This is a genomic window from Pseudomonas sp. RC10-4-2 (assembly GCF_050433085.1).
Taxonomy (GTDB): Bacteria; Pseudomonadota; Gammaproteobacteria; order Pseudomonadales; family Pseudomonadaceae; genus Pseudomonas; species Pseudomonas aeruginosa.
Map to the genome: position 1 here is coordinate 1,009,457 of NZ_JBNPXX010000002.1, position 15,249 is coordinate 1,024,705.

Sequence of the window (15,249 nt, forward strand, 5' to 3'; positions counted from 1 at the left end):
CCGAAATGAAGGAACCCGGCCGCGGCCGGGTTTCTTTTTGCCTGCTTTTCCGCTCGGCAAAGGGGTTATGCTGGCAGCCCGTTGGTCCACCGTGCCGCCCCATGCTGATCATCTCCAATGCCGTCCACCTGCCCGACCATGAGATCGAGCTGAATGCCATTCGCGCCCAGGGCGCCGGCGGGCAGAACGTCAACAAGGTCTCCAGCGCGGTGCACCTGCGCTTCGACATCCAGGCCTCGTCGTTGCCGCCGTTCTACAAGGAGCGTCTGCTGGCACTGAACGACCAGCGCATCAGCGGCGACGGCGTGGTGGTGATCAAGGCCCAGCAGTACCGGACCCAGGAGCAGAACCGCGAGGATGCCCTGGAGCGCCTGGCGGAGTTAATCCGCAGCGTGGCCAAGGTGCAGAAGGCGCGGCGCCCGACCAAGCCTACGCGCGGCTCGCAGAAGCGCCGGCTGGACGGCAAGGCCAAGCGCGGCGCGGTGAAGGCCGGGCGCGGCAAGGTGGATTTCTGAGCCGGCCGGTCTTCGCGACGGATCAGCGTACGGCCTGGGCCACCGGCTGGCCGAGGCCGCGCTCGCGGTCGCGTTGCAGGCGATAGGCCTTGGCCGCGGCCGGGATCGCAGTGACCTGGCCGGTTTCCAGCCAGCGTCGCAGGCGCGTGGCGTCGGCGAAGTGGGTGTATTTGCCGAAGGCGTCCAGCACCACCAGATTGACCGGACTGCGGTTGATCGTGGTGCGCATCACCAGGCAGTGGCCTGCCTCGTTGGTGAAGCCGGTCTTGGTCAACTGGATGTTCCAGGTCTTGTTGTTGATCAGGTGGTTGGTGTTGCGGAAGCCCAGGGTGTAGTTGGGGTGGCGGAAGGCCACGGTCTTCTCCGGAGTGGTGCTCCACTGACTGAGCAGCGGATATTGCCGGCTGGCCACCAGCAGGCGGGTGAGGTCGCGAGCGGTGGAGACGTTGTGCAGCGACAGCCCGGTCGGCTCGACGTAGCGGGTGTTCTTCATTCCCAGGGCGTGGGCCTTGGCGTTCATCGCCTTGACGAAGGCGTTCTTGCCGCCCGGATAGTTCTGCGCGAGGCTGGCGGCGGCGCGGTTCTCCGAGGACATCAGGGCGAGCAGGAGCATGTCCCGGCGGCTGATCTGGCTGCCGACCCGCACCCGGGAAAACACCCCGCGCATTTCGCTGGTCTCGCTGATGGCGATCGGCAGTACCTCGTCCAGCGGCAGTTTCGAGTCGAGCACGACCATGGCGGTCATCAGCTTGGTGATTGAGGCGATCGGCACCACCAGGTCGGGGTTGCGCGAGTAGAGTACCTTGCCGGTGTTCTGGTCGGTAACCAGCGCGCTGCCCGACGCCAGCTCCTGTTGCAGCGGCAGCCCGGCCTTGGGCGGCGGGGAGGCGGATACCGCGGTGGCAACGCTGAGGGACAGGAACAGGGTGACCAGTGACAGGAGACGGTTTCTCACGTGCGTTGCTCACTAAGACGAGAAAGTGGGGGCCGTGGGGCGCAGTGTGAACTGGTGCCCATAATTGAGCATTTTATGCTCTTTTGTAGGAAAAGCACGTAGGGCTTTGAAAGTGCTGACTTATGGTTGGCCCGGTTCAGAGAGGTTCGGCGGATAACGCCTGTGGCGTTATTCGCCCTACGCCCACAAGGTCGTGGTGCGGTAGGGCGAATAACCGCAACGCGGTTATCCGCCACCTCGGCGGGTCAATGGCGAATAACGCCCGCGTGGTTGTGGTGCGGTAGGGCGAATAACCGCAACGCGGTTATCCGCCGCCTCGGCGGGAGTGCGCGGCATTCGCTGGGGCGAAAAAAAGCCGGCCATCACAGCCGGCTCAGGGTAACCGTGAGGGTTCAGTCCGCGCAGACCTGGGCGATGGCTTGCGCCAGGCGGTCGAGGCGGCGCGCGTCGAGACCGGCGACGTTGGCCCGGCCGCTGGAGACCAGGTAAACGGCGTGCTCGTCGCGCAGCCGAGCGACCTGCTGCGGGCTCAGTCCGGTATAGGAAAACATCCCGCGTTGCGCGCCGACATGGGCGAAGCGCTCGGCCAGGCCGTGCGGCGCCAGGGCTTCGACCAGGCCGATGCGCAGGCTGGCGATGCGCGAGCGCATGCCTTCGACCTCTTCCTGCCAGAGTCCCTTCAACTCGCTGTCGCCGAGGATCGCCGCGACCACCTCGGCGCCATGCGCCGGCGGGGTCGACCAGAGGTTTCGGGCGAGGAAGGCCAGTTGGCTACGCAGGTCGGTGAGCTTCTCGGCGTTCTGCGCGCAGACGATCAGCGCACCGGCGCGGTCGCGGTACAGGCCGAAGTTCTTCGAGCAGGAACTGGTGATCAGCACCTCCGGCAGTTCGCCGGCGAACAGGCGTACCGCCCAGGCGTCTTCCTCGAGACCGTCGCCGAAGCCCTGGTAGGCGAAGTCGATCAGCGGCAGCAGCTCGCGGCGACGCACCACGTCGAGCACCCTGCGCCAGTCGTCGTGGCTCAGGTCGAAACCGGTCGGGTTGTGGCAGCAGGCATGCAGCAGCACCACGTCTCCCTGGGGAATGCGCTCCAGGCCAGCAAGCATCGCCTCGACATCCAGGCGGTTGTCGGCGCTGACGTAGGGGTAGTGGGAAACCTTCAGGCCGGCGGCGGCGAACAGGGTCTCGTGGATCGGCCAGGTCGGGTCGCTCAGCCAGATGCCGCGGCCGGGCAGGCAATGGGCGATGAAGTCGCCGGCCAGGCGCAAGGCGCCGGTGCCGCCGGGCGTCTGGGTGGCGTCGGCGCGTTGCTCCAGCAACAGCGGCGAGGCGGCGCCGAGCGCCAGTTCCGCCAGGCGCGCGGCGAACAGCGCATCGCCGTGGCCGCCGACGTAGCTCTTGGTGGTTTCCTGCTCGACCAGGCGCTGCTCGGCGAGTTTCACCGAGCGCAGGATCGGGGTCAGGCCCTGGGCATCCTTGTAGACACCGACGCCGAGGTCCAGCTTGTCCGCGCGCGGATCGTTGCGGTAGGCGTCGAGCAGGCCCAGGATCGGGTCGCCCGGTACGCGGGCGACCTTGGCGAAATGACTCATTTGCGCCCCTCGGCGGTTTTCGCTACCTCGTCGGTGCGCGCCGCCATGATGAAGTCGTTGCGGTGCAGGCCCTTGATCGAGTGGCTCCACCAGGTCACGGTGACTTTGCCCCACTCGGTCAGCAGGCCCGGATGGTGGCCTTCGGCCTCGGATATCTCGCCGACGGCATTGGTGAAGGCCAGGGCATGCTTGAAGTTCTTGAACAGGTAGACCTTCTCCAGTTGCATGATGCCGTCGCGGACTTCGATGTTCCAATCCGGGATCTGCCGCAGCAGCACGGGCAGTTCTTCGTCGCTGACGTGCGGGGCGTCTGCGCGGCAGGCTTCGCAATGGGCTTGGGTGAGTGCGGTCATGGTGGGAGTCCTTGGTTGTCGCATGTGGGAGCGGCGGACGGGCCGTGCCCGTCCACCATAGTACAAGGCCGCCGCGGGGTCAGCCGCGGCGGCGGCGTTTCTCGTCAGGCCGCCTGCTTGGGCGGGAACAGCGGCGCGTGCAGGCCCAGGCGCATGGCCTCGTGGACCAGCGCCATGATGTCTTCCTGGGCCAGTTGGAACAGGCGCTTGAGGTCGGGCAGGACGAAATAGAGGGGTTGCAGGATGTCGATGCGGTAGGGCGTGCGCATCGCCTCCAGCGGATTGAAGGCCTGGTGCAGCGGCTCGTCGGAGAGGCTGTAGACGGTCTCCTTCGGCGAGGAGAGGATGCCGCCGCCGTAGATGCGCTTGCCCTGGTCGGTCTCGACCAGGCCGAACTCGATGGTCATCCAGTACAGGCGGGCGAGGAACACGCGTTCCTCCTTGCTCGCCTTGAGGCCGAGCTTGCCGTAGGTATGGGTGAATTCGGCGAACCAGGGGTTGGTCAGCAGTGGGCAGTGGCCGAAGATCTCGTGGAAGATGTCCGGCTCCTGCAGGTAGTCCAGTTCTTCCGGGGTGCGGATGAAGGTGGCGACGGGGAATTGCTGGCTGGCCAGCAGTTCGAAGAAGGTCTGGAACGGAATCAGCGCCGGAACCCGCGCCACGCGCCAGCCGGTGGTGGCCTGGAGAACCCTGTTGATCTCGTCGAGCTGGGGGATCCGGTCGTGGGGCAGGCCGAGCTGTTCGATGCCGTCGAGGTATTCCTGACAGGCGCGGCCTTCGATCACCTTCAGTTGCCGGGTGATCAGGGTATTCCAGACCTGGTGCTCGGTTTCCGGATAGTGGATGAAACCGTTGTCGTCGGGCTGGCGGGCCACGTACTGCGTCGTTTTCATACGGACTCCATGAGCGGCTTGTGGCCGCGGGGTCTTTGTTGTTGTCGTTGCCTTATCGATACCGCGTCGGGACGGTCCGTGCAGCCCCGGATAGGGACCGGGCAACGGGGAGGAATCGGCGTTTTCGTAAAGTTTTCCTTACGAATTGGCCTGGGTCGCCTGTTCATTGGGTCAGGCATTGTTGCTGGTGAGTCTAACTGTCACATATTCTTGACGGAAATTTCCGGCCGGGAGTTAAAAAACCGGCCGCGAGCCCATCAGAACGACAACACCGGGCCACGCCATGCGTATCAAAGTGCACTGCCAGAACCGTGTAGGCATCCTCCGCGACATCCTCAACCTGCTGGTCGACTACGGCATCAACGTCAATCGCGGCGAAGTCGGCGGCGACCAGGGCAACGCCATCTACCTGCTCTGTCCGAACATGATCAACCTCCAGTTGCAGTCGCTGCGGCCCAAGCTGGAGGCGGTGCCGGGGGTCTTCGGCGTCAAGCGCGTCGGCCTGATGCCCAGCGAGCGCCGGCACCTGGAACTCAACGCGCTGCTCGCCGCCCTGGACTTCCCGGTGCTCTCGGTGGACATGGGCGGGCAGATCGTCGCCGCCAACCGTGCCGCCGCGCAGTTGCTCGGCGTGCGCGTCGACGAGGTGCCGGGGATTCCGCTGTCGCGCTATGTGGAGGACCTCGACCTGCCCGAACTGGTGCGCGCCAACAAGGCGCGGATCAACGGGCTGCGGGTCAAGGTGAAGGGCGACGTGTTCCTCGCCGACATCGCGCCGCTGCAATCCGAGCACGACGAGAGCGAGGCGCTGGCTGGAGCGGTGCTGACCCTGCATCGCGCGGATCGCGTCGGCGAGCGCATCTACCATGTGCGCAAGCAGGAGCTGCGTGGCTTCGACAGTATCTTCCAGAGTTCGCGGGTAATGGCCGCGGTGGTCCGCGAGGCGCGGCGCATGGCGCCGCTGGACGCGCCGCTGCTGATCGAGGGCGAGACCGGCACCGGCAAGGAGCTGCTGGCGCGCGCCTGCCACCTGGCCAGCCCGCGCGGGCAGTCGCCGTTCATGGCGTTGAACTGCGCCGGCCTGCCGGAATCCATGGCCGAGACCGAGCTGTTCGGCTATGGTCCGGGAGCCTTCGAGGGCGCCCGCCCGGAGGGCAAGCTCGGCCTGCTGGAGCTTACCGCCGGCGGCACGCTGTTCCTCGACGGCGTCGGCGAGATGAGCCCGCGCCTGCAGGCCAAGCTGTTGCGCTTCCTGCAGGACGGCTGTTTCCGCCGGGTCGGCAGCGACGAGGAGGTGTACCTGGACGTGCGGGTGATCTGCGCCACCCAGGTAGACCTGTCCGAACTCTGCGCCAAGGGCGAATTCCGCCAGGACCTCTATCACCGTCTCAATGTGCTCTCGCTGCACATCCCGCCGCTGCGCGAGTGCCTGGATGGCCTGGCGCCGCTCGCCGAGCATTTCCTCGACCAGGCCAGCCGGCAGATCGGCTGCGGCCTGCCGAAGCTTTCCGCGCAGGCGCTGGAACGTCTCGAACGCTACCACTGGCCGGGCAACGTGCGGCAATTGGAAAACGTGCTGTTCCAGGCGGTTTCGCTGTGCGAAGGGGGAAGGGTCAAGGCCGAGCACATCCGCCTGCCGGACTACGGCGCGCCGCAGCCGCTGGGGGATTTTTCCCTGGAAGGAGACCTCGACGCCATCGTCGGGCGCTTCGAGAAGGCGGTGCTGGAGCGCCTGTTCCGCGAGCATCCGAGCAGCCGCCAGTTGGGCAAGCGCCTCGGCGTTTCGCATACCACGGCGGCGAACAAGCTGCGCCAGCATGGCGTGGGGCAAGGCGAGGGCTGAGCGGCATGCTTGCCGGTTTGTTGCAGGCTGGGAAAGAAACGGTGGAGGCGTCGGCCCTTGTGAAAGGGCGGCAGCACGATGAGGCGTGGGGAGGACGGCCAGGATGTTCGCCGAGGGGCGGGATTGTCGCCGCCGAGTACACAATGATCGCGCCGGATGGGCGAGCTGCCCCTCGTGGCGCGATCCTTCGGAGGTCGACCCGGAAGTCGAGCAGAGTTTAGCCGCCAGTGCAGCCGTTGCCCCAGACCTGATATTCGACGGTATGTTTCTGGCCGTTCGAATCTTCGTAGGTCATGCGTGCGGGAACGATGCCGCAGGCATTGGAAGTGTCGGTTGAAGATATAACGCGAGCCACATCCAGTTGCATGCCATAGGCATATTCTTCAACAGCGTTTTCCTGCTGGCTGGCAGGTTGATCCTGGGCGCCAGCCGCCATCACCAGCGGCGAGCAGGCGAACAGGGCCATCAGGGCGAAAGCCTTCATTACTATTTACCTGAGTAGTTTCTGAGTGGGTACGATCTGCCGTCGGAAGACAGGCGGACAGGTCACCGGGGCAACTCGATAAACAAGGCTGGGTAAGTAAGTCTGCAATCAAGTTGCGGAGTCGAAGTTCAACGGGAGTTAACTTCGGCTGTTGGGTTTATTGTAAGTTGGGATAGGCTGCGACATATAGACTCAGTCAAGACAAGAACCTTGTACGGATCGGTAACAATATCCCTGTGGCCTTCTGCGCCGCGGCTTTGCGACCGGCTCACGGGTTTCTTTCCTGGCCCAGGGGCGATTGCGGGTCGAGCAGGGCGCTGCGAATGAAGTGCAGGTAGCTGAGCACCCGTCGCAGCGGCGAGGTATCGAACTGCGGTGCGCGCGGCTCCGGCGCCGCCCGTACCGCCATGATCGCCTGGTTCACCGCGTGCAGGGCGCGCTGGCGGTTGCTCGGCCCGGGTTGCAGGAACAGCCGGATCAGCGCCCGGCCCATCAGGCGGATCGCCCGGCGCCAGGCGGTGCGTTCGGCGTAGCAGGGCTCCTGGGGCAGGCGTTGCTGTTCGAGGCGCAGCTCGATGATCGCCTGGCCGACCTCCAGCACCAGGAACATCCAGCCCAGCAACCGGCGTTGCACGTCCGGGCGGCCGGCGGAGAAGGTGTAGGCCTGGTTCAGCAGGTCGCGGGTGCCGCTTTCGAAACCGGAGACCAGGCCCTTGCTCTTGCCGCTGATGGCGAACACCACCCGCTCGCGCAGGTCGTGCTCCAGGCGCTTCCACATCCACGGCCGGTTCGGCGGCAGGATCACCATGGCGGCGACCGTGGCGAGGACCATCGACAAGAGTAGTGCCAGGTATTCGTTGAAGAAGGCCAGGGCGTCGTAGCGCGCCATGTTGGCCGGCAGCGAGGCGAAGCAGAACCACACCAGTAGGCCGACGCCGTAGCCGTTCCACTGCGGCCGCCAGAGCAGCAGGGCGCCGACCGCGAAGACCGGCAGCAGGCAGCAGAGCAGCATCGGGAAACCGTCCACGTGGGGTAGCAGGTAGAGCAGCACGAACAGCCCGGTGCAGGCCCCGGCGAGGGTCCCGAGGGTGAGTTGCAGCGACAACCGGCCGGGATTCGGCGAGGTCGAGGAGAGCGCCGAGATCAGTACCGCGGTGAGGGCGAAGGTGCCGCCGTGGGGCCAGGAGGTCTGGATCCAGAACGTGCCGAGCAGGCCGATCATCAGCGCGCTGCGCGCTCCGGCGACCAGCGCGGCGACCGGGTTGGCGCGGGCGACGAAGCTTTCCTTCCATTGCTCGCGGGCATGGTGGTGTTCGGCCAGGGAAGCGTGGGTCAGGGCGTAGTTGTGCAGGTCGTCGGTGAAACGGAAGGCCAGTTCGGCAGCGGTGTTGAAATCCAGCAGGTCGTTCTCGCCGGGGCGCTGCTCCACCAGGCGCTGGCGGGCCTGGCGGATGTTCTGCATCAGTTCCGGCTTGTAGGCCTCGATGCGTTCGGCCAGGCGCGCGGCGTCGGCGTCGGTGGGCGTCCGTTCGCGAATCGGCGCGAGCAGCCCGGCAAGCTCCGCCAGGCAGGGCGCCAGGACCTCCAGGACATTCTGCGCCCCGCGCCCGCGCAGGCGTTCGAGCAGGCGGTGGAGGCCGTGGAAGCGACTGGTCATGACCATGAATTCGTTGTTCAGGCGAATCAGCCGGCCGCTGCGCAGGCGCATGTGCGGATCTTCGAAAGTAGTGGCGCTGCGCAGGTTTTCCAGGCCCACGGACTGGGCGACGAAGCGCGCGCTGAGCTCGCCGAAGCGCTCGCCGTCGAGGCTGCCCTGCAGGCCTTCGGCGGCGAACCCGGCGAAGTCGCGGAAGCGCCCGTAGAGTGTGTTGCGCAGGGCGGCGCCGCTGGTCTGCGGCAGGAAGATGGCGCTGACGGTACCGGTGCAGAGGATGCCCAGGGATATTTCCAGGACCCGCCACAGCGCCGCCATGAAGGCGCCTTCCGGGTGCGCGGTGGCTGGAATCCCGATCATGGTCGCGGTGTAGCCGGCGAGTACGCAGGCGTAGCCGCGGAAATCGCGGTAGCGCGCGGCGCCGGCGGTGCACAGGCCGACCCAGAGCGCCAGGCAGGCGAGGAACAGCACGCGCTCCTGGGCGAACAGGGCGATCAGAGTGACCATCACGCTGAGGCCGATCAGGGTTCCGACGATGCGGTAGAAGCTCTTGGCCAGGACCTGCCCGCTCTGCGTCTGCATGACGATGAAGACCGTCACCAGCACCGTGCTCGGCTGCGGCAGTTCCAGGCGATAGGCCAGCCACAGGGCGAGGCTGGCGGTGAGCAGGGCCTTGAACACGAAGACCCAGGCGACGCCGTCGCTACGCGCCCATTCGAGCAGGGCGCGGCGCAATTCGTCGGGGCTGGGAAAGAACGCGAGGGGAGCCGGTGGAACCAGGGGGAGACCTTTCCGGGTGGCGCGGGGCACTGCTGCGAATCCTGAACGACGGCGAGGGGAGGCCGAAACGGCTGGGAATTCTAGGAGCGCCCGCGCTTGCGGATAAGAGCTCGGATAGGTGAAAAATTTTTGTCACAAAAGGCAATAATAGGTGGGTTGACTCGTGACAGAATCTGCGCCGCCTTGGGGTGTCCTCCGGGTTGCGTGGAAAAGAGACGCGCCATAAGCGTCAGAGCCTAGAGGGCCGTGATGGATATCCTGTTCAATATGCGCGCGTTCGTCAGCGTCGCGGAGACCGGCAGTTTCACTGCCGCCGCCCAGCGCCTGGACCTGACGACCGCCTATGTCTCCCGTGCGGTGGCCAAGCTGGAGGCCCACCTGCAGACCCGCCTGCTGCATCGCACCACCCGGCGCATCGCGCTGACCGAAGCCGGGCAGCGCTACCTGATGCGCGCCCAGCAGATACTCGCCTACATCGAGGAGGCCGAGGCCGAGGCGGGCGACGCCCATGCGCGGCCGTCGGGCACGCTGAAGGTCCACGCGATGACCGGCATCGGCCAGCACTACCTGATCAAGGCCATCTCGCAATATTGCGAGACCTACCCGGAGGTTGGCTTCGACCTGACCCTGGCCAACCGGATCACCGACATTCTCGACGAGGGCTACGACATTTCCGTGGTGATCGCCCCCGAGCTGCCGGACTCCGGTTTCGTCTCCAAGTGCATCGGCCAGACCTACAGCATCCTCTGCGCCTCGCCGGGCTACATTGCCGCGCATGGCTTCCCCAAGCTGCCGGCGGAGCTGTCCGCGCACCGTTGCCTGCGCCTGGTGAACTCGGTGATGTCGCTGGACCGCTGGCTGTTCGACGGTCCCGACGGCCAGGAACTGGCCTGCATCAACCAGACGCATTTCCAGGTCAACACCGCCGACGCCATGACCGAGGCGGTGGTCTCCGGCATGGGTATCGGCGCGCTGCCGGTGTACGCGGCGGTCAACGGCCTGAAGGACGGCAGCCTGGTGCGGGTGTTGCCGCGCTATAGCCTGTTCCATCTCAACGTCTACGCCCTCTACCCCTCGCGGCAGTACCTGGATGCGAAGATCCGCACCTGGGTCGAGTTCCTCCGCGAGCACATGCCGGCGATGCTCGCCGCGGACGAGCACAGCCTGGCGGAGAGCGGTGGGTTGGCGAACTGAGCGGGAGTGGTGGGCGGCGCCCTTCGCGACGATCGCACCCCGGCTTGTCGGGAGTCGTAGGGCGGATAACCGCCTGGCGGTTGTCCGCCGATTCTCCGGAGCCCCGCGGACAACGCCAGGGGCGTTATCCGCCCTACAGGCTGTCTCCCACCCTCTGCAACTCCTCGATCAACGCCCGCAGGCAACTCGGCAGTGCTTCCAGGTCGCGTACCAGCAGGCTGCGCTCGCGGATCGCCCAGGGCTCGTCGAGTTCGATGGTCGCCAGCTTCATCGTCCGGCTGTGGCGGCGCGCGGCGGACTGCGGGATCACGCCGATGCCGACGCCGCCCTCGATCATCCGGCAGATCGCCTCGAAGCTGGAGACCTGGATGCGCAGCGATAGCTGCTCGCCCATCTGCTCCACCCGTTCGTACAGGAAGGCGTGCAGGGTGGTGCCCTCGGGCAGGCCGATATGCTGGAACTGCAGGGTGTCGCGCAGGCGTACCCTGGCCTGTCCGGCCAGCGGATGGCCCTGGGGCACCGCCATCACCAGGCGGTCGGTGCTAAAATGCAGGACCTGCAGGCCACTGGCCGCCACCGGCCCGGCGATGATGCCGAGGTCGGTGGAGCCGTCCAGCACGCCGCGGACAATGTCGCGGCTGAGGCGTTCCTGCAGGTCGACGGTGACCCCGGGACGAGCGGCGAGGAAGCCGGCGAGGATTTCCGGAAGGAATTCGGTGACCGCGGTGGTATTGGCGAAGATGCGGATATGCCCGGCGGCGTCGCTGCCGTACTCGGTGAACTCGCTCTTCAGGTATTCCACCTGGCGCATGATCAGCCGCGCGTGCTGTAGCAGGCGCTGGCCCGCCGGGGTCAGTTCGACGCCGCGGCTGTCGCGATACAGCAGGCGGCTGCCAAGCTGGCCTTCGAGCGCCTTGACCCGCGCGCTGGCGGCGGCCGGGGAAAGGAAGGCGCGGCGCGCGCCCTGGGTCAGGCTGGGCGACTCGGCGATATGGATGAACAGGCGCAGGTCGGCGAGATCGAAATGCATGGGCACTCCATGGCGTTCGGCAAATCCGAACGCGCCATTGCGTAATTGCAAATTCTCAAAACGCTAGCATCCTATCATTCTCCTCCCATCACCCCCTAGGTCATGGGAAGCCACGCATGAGTGAGTCCGCTTTCGCCCCCTGGATCGGTCGCCAGGAAGAAACCCACGATCAATTGAGCCGCAACCTGGTCAAGCGCATCGCCGCCACCTTCGGCGAGCCGACCCCGGCCCACGGCGAAGCGCTGCCGCCGCTCTGGCACTGGGCGTTCTTCCAGGACCCGGTGGAGGCCGCCGGCCTCGGCGTCGACGGCCACCCGGCGCGCGGCGGTTTCCTGCCGCCGGCGGACGATCGCAACCGCATGTGGGCCGGCGGGCGCCTGGAGTTCCACCAGCCGCTGCGGGTCGGCGGCGAGGCCAGCCGCACCTCGACCATCCTCCGGGTCGAGGAGAAGCACGGTCGCAGCGGCGCGCTGCTGTTCGTCACCCTGCGCCACGACTACCGCCAGGACGGCCAACTGGCGCTGAGCGAAGAGCACGACATCGTCTACCGCGAACCGACCCCGCCCAAGCTCGGCGGTACCGAGGCCTTGCCCGAGGGCGACTGGCGCGAGGCGCTGGAGCCCGATCCGGTGTTGCTGTTCCGCTACTCGGCGGTGACTTTCAACGGCCACCGCATTCACTACGACTGGCCCTATGTCACCGATGCCGAAGGCTATCCGGGCCTGGTGGTGCACGGTCCGCTGATCGCCACCCTGGCCCTGCGCGCGTTCTGCCGGGCCAATCCGCAGGCGCGCCTGCGTCGCTTCGCCTATCGCGGCCTGCGCCCGCTGATCTGTCCCGAGCCGTTCGAGGTCGGCGGCCGCCTGCTCGCTGCCGGCAAGGCCGAGGTATGGGTCGGCAATGGCGCCGGCCTGGCCCAGCGCGGCGACGTGGAATTCGACTGAAAGGGCCCCAGCGCCCATCCAACGACAAGAATCGAGGAGTCACCGATGAATCCGAACAGCGAAGAGCTGAACGCGATCCGCGAGGGCGTACGTGCCCTCTGCGCCGAATTCGACGCCGCCTACTGGCGCCGCATCGATGAGCAGCGCGGTTTTCCCGAGGCCTTCGTCAAGGCCCTGACCGACGCCGGCTGGCTCTCGGCGATGATCCCGGAGGAGTACGGCGGTTCCGGTCTGGGCCTGGCCGAGGCCTCGGTGATCCTGGAGGAAGTCAACCGCTGCGGCGGCAACTCCGGCACCGTGCACGGGCAGATGTACAACATGTTCACGTTGCTGCGTAACGGCAGCGAGGCGCAGAAGCGCTTCTACCTGCCGAAGCTGGCCAGCGGCGAGCTGCGCCTGCAGTCGATGGGGGTGACCGAGCCGACCACCGGCACCGATACCACCAAGATCAAGACCACCGCCGTGCGCAAGGGCGACCGCTATGTGATCAACGGGCAGAAGGTGTGGATCTCGCGGATCCAGCACTCCGACCTGATGATCCTGCTGGCGCGCACCACGCCGCTGGCCGAGGTGAAGCGCAAGTCCGAAGGCATGTCGATCTTCCTCGTCGACCTGCGCGAGGCCATCGGCAAGGGCCTGACCGTGCAGCCGATCGCCAACATGGTCAACCACGAGACCAACGAGCTGTTCTTCGACAACCTGGAGATCCCCGCCGATAGCCTGATCGGCGAGGAAGGCAAGGGCTTCCGCTACATCCTCGACGGCCTCAATGCCGAGCGCACCCTGATCGCCGCCGAATGCATCGGCGACGGCCGCTGGTTCATCGACAAGGCCAGCCACTATGCCCGCGACCGCGTGGTCTTCGGCCGGCCGATAGGGCAGAACCAGGGCGTGCAGTTCCCCATCGCCGAGGCGCACATCGAAGTGGAGGCCGCCGACCTGATGCGCTGGCGCGCCTGCCAGGAGTACGACGCCGGGCTCAACGCCGGGGCCAGCGCGAACATGGCCAAGTACCTGGCGGCGAAAGCTTCCTGGGAGGCGGCCAACGCCTGCCTGCAGACCCACGGCGGCTTCGGCTTCGCCTGCGAGTACGACGTCGAGCGCAAGTTCCGCGAGACCCGCCTGTACCAGGTGGCGCCGATCTCCACCAACCTGATCCTGTCCTACGTGGCCGAGCACCTGCTCGAACTGCCGCGCTCGTTCTGAAGCGGGAGCCGCCCATGCAGATCGACCGTCTCGACCACCTGGTGCTCACCGTCCGCGACATCGACGCCAGCATCGATTTCTACACCCGCGTGCTGGGCATGCGCGCCGTTACCTTCGGCGCGGGTCGCAAGGCCCTCGCCTTCGGTGCGCAGAAGATCAACCTGCACCAGGCCGGGGGCGAATTCGAACCCAAGGCCGAGCGACCTACGCCAGGGTCCGCCGACCTCTGTTTCATCGTCGCCACGCCACTCGAGGCGGTGGCCGAGCAACTGCGCCAGCAGGCCGTGGAAATCCTCGAGGGCCCGGTGCAGCGCACCGGCGCCGGCGGGCCGATCCTCTCGCTGTACCTGCGCGACCCCGACCTGAACCTGATCGAACTGAGCAACCCGCTGTAGGCCGCGTGCCTCGGGACAACTACAAGAGAGCGTTGGTCATGACCGACTACACCCAGCAACTCGCCGGCTTTCTCGCCGGCCTGCGCTACCAGGACCTGCCGCCGGCGGTGTTGGCGCGGATGGAAGAATTGTTCCTCGACTGGCTCGGCTCGGCGCTGGCCGGCAAGGGCCAGCATCCGATCCCATTGTTCGAGCGCTACGCCGAACGCATGGGCCCGGCCGACGGTAGCGCGCAGATCCTGCCCAGCCGGCGGCGCAGCTCGCCGTATTTCGCCGCCCTGGTGAACGGCGCGGCTTCCCACGTGGTGGAGCAGGACGACCTGCACAACAGCTCGGTGCTGCACCCCGCGGCGGTGGTCTTCCCTGCTGCCCTGGCCGCGGCCCAGGACCTCGGCCGCAGCGGCGCCGAGCTGATCCTCGCGGCGGTGGCCGGCTACGAGGCCGGCATCCGCATCGGCGAATTCCTCGGCCGTTCCCACTACCGGGTGTTCCATACCACTGCCACGGTCGGCACCCTCGCCGCGGCAGTGGCGGTGGGCAAGCTGATGGACTTCGACCGCGAGCGCTTCGTCGACCTGCTCGGCAGCGCCGGAACCCAGGCCGCCGGGCTCTGGGAGTTCCTCCGCGACGCCGCCGATTCCAAGCAGTTGCATACCGCCAAGGCCGCCGCCGACGGGCTGCTCGCCGCCTATCTCACCGCCGACGGCCTGAGCGGCGCGCGACACATCCTCGAAGGCGAGCAGGGGATGGCCGCCGGGATGTCCAGCGACGCCGACCCCGAGCGCCTGGTGGATCGCCTCGGCAGCCGCTGGGCGTTGCTGGAAACCTCGTTCAAGTTCCACGCCTCGTGCCGCCATACCCATCCCGCGGCCGACGCGCTGCTGGCGCTGATGCAGCGCGAAGGGCTCGATCACTCGCAGATCGCCGCGGTCACCGCGCGGGTCCACCAGGGCGCCATCGACGTGCTCGGCCGGGTGGTCGAGCCGCAGACCGTGCACCAGGCGAAGTTCTCCATGGGCACCGTGCTGGGCCTGATCGCCGTGTACGGCAAGGCCGGCCTCGGCGAGTTCCATCGGCATGCGCTGAGCGACCCGCGGGTCGCAGCGTTCCGCGAGCGGGTCGAGATGCGCCTGGACCCGGAGGTCGATGCCGCCTATCCGCAGCGCTGGCTCGGGCGGGTCGAAGTACTCGATCGCCAGGGGCGGCGCCATACCGCCGCCATCGACGAACCCAAGGGCGATCCCGGCAATACCCTCAGCCGCGACGAACTGGCCGATAAGTTCCGCCGCCTGCTGACGTTCTCCGGCGCGGCCACCGACGCCGAGGCGGAAATCCTCATCCAGCGCGCCTGGGGCCTGCGCCAGGCGCCTTCCGTAGCGCCGCTGATCTGATCAACCGAACCAGCCGCACC

14 protein-coding genes are annotated in these 15,249 nt (G+C 66.9%); 7 read left to right on the plus strand and 7 right to left on the minus strand.

Translation table 11 applies throughout. The features are described from left to right. The first annotated feature begins 101 nt into the window (after nt 1-101). The gene (arfB, locus tag FHW81_RS12585) at nt 102-515 is read left to right on the plus strand and encodes an alternative ribosome rescue aminoacyl-tRNA hydrolase ArfB (protein ID WP_003105972.1); all 414 of its coding nucleotides are present in this window, start codon (nt 102-104) and stop codon (nt 513-515) included. 22 nt (nt 516-537) lie between these two features. Here arfB and pbpG read toward each other — a convergent pair whose 3' ends face one another. From pbpG to phhA, 4 genes are all read right to left on the minus strand, one after another. Then, the gene (pbpG, locus tag FHW81_RS12590) at nt 538-1,470 is read right to left on the minus strand and encodes a D-alanyl-D-alanine endopeptidase (protein ID WP_003114239.1); all 933 of its coding nucleotides are present in this window, start codon (nt 1,468-1,470) and stop codon (nt 538-540) included. 392 nt (nt 1,471-1,862) lie between these two features. Beyond that, nucleotides 1,863-3,062: an amino acid aminotransferase gene (locus FHW81_RS12595; protein WP_003145636.1), complete on the minus strand. Its 1,200-nt coding sequence runs from the start codon at nt 3,060-3,062 to the stop codon at nt 1,863-1,865. Then, nucleotides 3,059-3,415, minus strand: coding sequence for a 4a-hydroxytetrahydrobiopterin dehydratase (locus FHW81_RS12600; RefSeq protein WP_003085898.1), 357 nt, complete (start codon nt 3,413-3,415; stop codon nt 3,059-3,061). The genes FHW81_RS12595 and FHW81_RS12600 overlap by 4 nt, the downstream gene beginning before the upstream one ends. 104 nt (nt 3,416-3,519) lie before the next feature. Beyond that, nucleotides 3,520-4,308 (minus strand): phenylalanine 4-monooxygenase, encoded by a 789-nt coding sequence (phhA, locus tag FHW81_RS12605; protein WP_003105977.1) that lies wholly within the window; start codon nt 4,306-4,308, stop codon nt 3,520-3,522. Nucleotides 4,309-4,591: 283 nt separating this feature from the next. On the opposite strand from phhA, the gene FHW81_RS12610 reads away from it, so the two are divergent. Beyond that, on the plus strand, nt 4,592-6,151 hold the full coding sequence (locus tag FHW81_RS12610) for a sigma-54-dependent transcriptional regulator (RefSeq protein WP_121417789.1): 1,560 nt from the start codon (nt 4,592-4,594) through the stop codon (nt 6,149-6,151). A gap of 217 nt (nt 6,152-6,368) precedes the next feature. Here FHW81_RS12610 and FHW81_RS12615 read toward each other — a convergent pair whose 3' ends face one another. Beyond that, nucleotides 6,369-6,635 carry a DUF2790 domain-containing protein gene (locus tag FHW81_RS12615; protein WP_003085904.1) on the minus strand — a complete coding sequence of 89 codons (267 nt, stop codon included), beginning with the start codon at nt 6,633-6,635 and terminating at the stop codon, nt 6,369-6,371. Nucleotides 6,636-6,903: 268 nt separating this feature from the next. Further along, nucleotides 6,904-9,099 (minus strand): FUSC family protein, encoded by a 2,196-nt coding sequence (locus FHW81_RS12620; protein WP_003105982.1) that lies wholly within the window; start codon nt 9,097-9,099, stop codon nt 6,904-6,906. A gap of 219 nt (nt 9,100-9,318) precedes the next feature. Between FHW81_RS12620 and FHW81_RS12625 the strand changes: the two genes are divergently transcribed. Then, complete coding sequence (locus FHW81_RS12625) at nt 9,319-10,263, plus strand: LysR family transcriptional regulator (protein WP_003105984.1); 945 nt, start codon at nt 9,319-9,321, stop codon at nt 10,261-10,263. Between the two features lie 133 nt (nt 10,264-10,396). Here the strand turns inward: FHW81_RS12625 and FHW81_RS12630 are convergent, their stop codons facing one another. Then, nucleotides 10,397-11,293 carry a LysR substrate-binding domain-containing protein gene (locus tag FHW81_RS12630; protein WP_003085908.1) on the minus strand — a complete coding sequence of 299 codons (897 nt, stop codon included), beginning with the start codon at nt 11,291-11,293 and terminating at the stop codon, nt 10,397-10,399. A 116-nt stretch (nt 11,294-11,409) separates the two neighbouring features. On the opposite strand from FHW81_RS12630, the gene FHW81_RS12635 reads away from it, so the two are divergent. The 4 genes from FHW81_RS12635 to FHW81_RS12650 are packed head-to-tail and all read left to right on the plus strand — an operon-like array spanning nt 11,410 to nt 15,229. Further along, a complete protein-coding gene (locus tag FHW81_RS12635) occupies nt 11,410-12,237 on the plus strand; it encodes an FAS1-like dehydratase domain-containing protein (protein WP_003085910.1) in 828 nt (275 codons plus the stop codon). Between the two features lie 45 nt (nt 12,238-12,282). Next, nucleotides 12,283-13,443, plus strand: coding sequence for an acyl-CoA dehydrogenase family protein (locus FHW81_RS12640; RefSeq protein WP_003085913.1), 1,161 nt, complete (start codon nt 12,283-12,285; stop codon nt 13,441-13,443). 14 nt (nt 13,444-13,457) lie between these two features. Further along, nucleotides 13,458-13,838, plus strand: a complete 381-nt coding sequence (locus FHW81_RS12645; RefSeq protein WP_003085915.1) for a VOC family protein — start codon at nt 13,458-13,460, stop codon at nt 13,836-13,838. A 38-nt stretch (nt 13,839-13,876) separates the two neighbouring features. Next, on the plus strand, nt 13,877-15,229 hold the full coding sequence (locus tag FHW81_RS12650) for an MmgE/PrpD family protein (protein WP_070698499.1): 1,353 nt from the start codon (nt 13,877-13,879) through the stop codon (nt 15,227-15,229). Nucleotides 15,230-15,249: the final 20 nt, after the last annotated feature.

What these genes read in the sequence shown, in the direction of transcription:
- arfB (WP_003105972.1), top strand. Translation starts at nt 102, where the DNA reads ATGCTGATCATCTCCAATGCCGTCCACCTGCCCGACCATGAGATCGAG.
- FHW81_RS12595 (WP_003145636.1), bottom strand. Translation starts at nt 3,062, where the DNA reads ATGAGTCATTTCGCCAAGGTCGCCCGCGTACCGGGCGACCCGATCCTG.
- FHW81_RS12600 (WP_003085898.1), bottom strand. Translation starts at nt 3,415, where the DNA reads ATGACCGCACTCACCCAAGCCCATTGCGAAGCCTGCCGCGCAGACGCC.
- phhA (WP_003105977.1), bottom strand. Translation starts at nt 4,308, where the DNA reads ATGAAAACGACGCAGTACGTGGCCCGCCAGCCCGACGACAACGGTTTC.
- FHW81_RS12610 (WP_121417789.1), top strand. Translation starts at nt 4,592, where the DNA reads ATGCGTATCAAAGTGCACTGCCAGAACCGTGTAGGCATCCTCCGCGAC.
- FHW81_RS12615 (WP_003085904.1), bottom strand. Translation starts at nt 6,635, where the DNA reads ATGAAGGCTTTCGCCCTGATGGCCCTGTTCGCCTGCTCGCCGCTGGTG.
- FHW81_RS12625 (WP_003105984.1), top strand. Translation starts at nt 9,319, where the DNA reads ATGGATATCCTGTTCAATATGCGCGCGTTCGTCAGCGTCGCGGAGACC.
- FHW81_RS12630 (WP_003085908.1), bottom strand. Translation starts at nt 11,293, where the DNA reads ATGCATTTCGATCTCGCCGACCTGCGCCTGTTCATCCATATCGCCGAG.
- FHW81_RS12635 (WP_003085910.1), top strand. Translation starts at nt 11,410, where the DNA reads ATGAGTGAGTCCGCTTTCGCCCCCTGGATCGGTCGCCAGGAAGAAACC.
- FHW81_RS12640 (WP_003085913.1), top strand. Translation starts at nt 12,283, where the DNA reads ATGAATCCGAACAGCGAAGAGCTGAACGCGATCCGCGAGGGCGTACGT.
- FHW81_RS12645 (WP_003085915.1), top strand. Translation starts at nt 13,458, where the DNA reads ATGCAGATCGACCGTCTCGACCACCTGGTGCTCACCGTCCGCGACATC.
- FHW81_RS12650 (WP_070698499.1), top strand. Translation starts at nt 13,877, where the DNA reads ATGACCGACTACACCCAGCAACTCGCCGGCTTTCTCGCCGGCCTGCGC.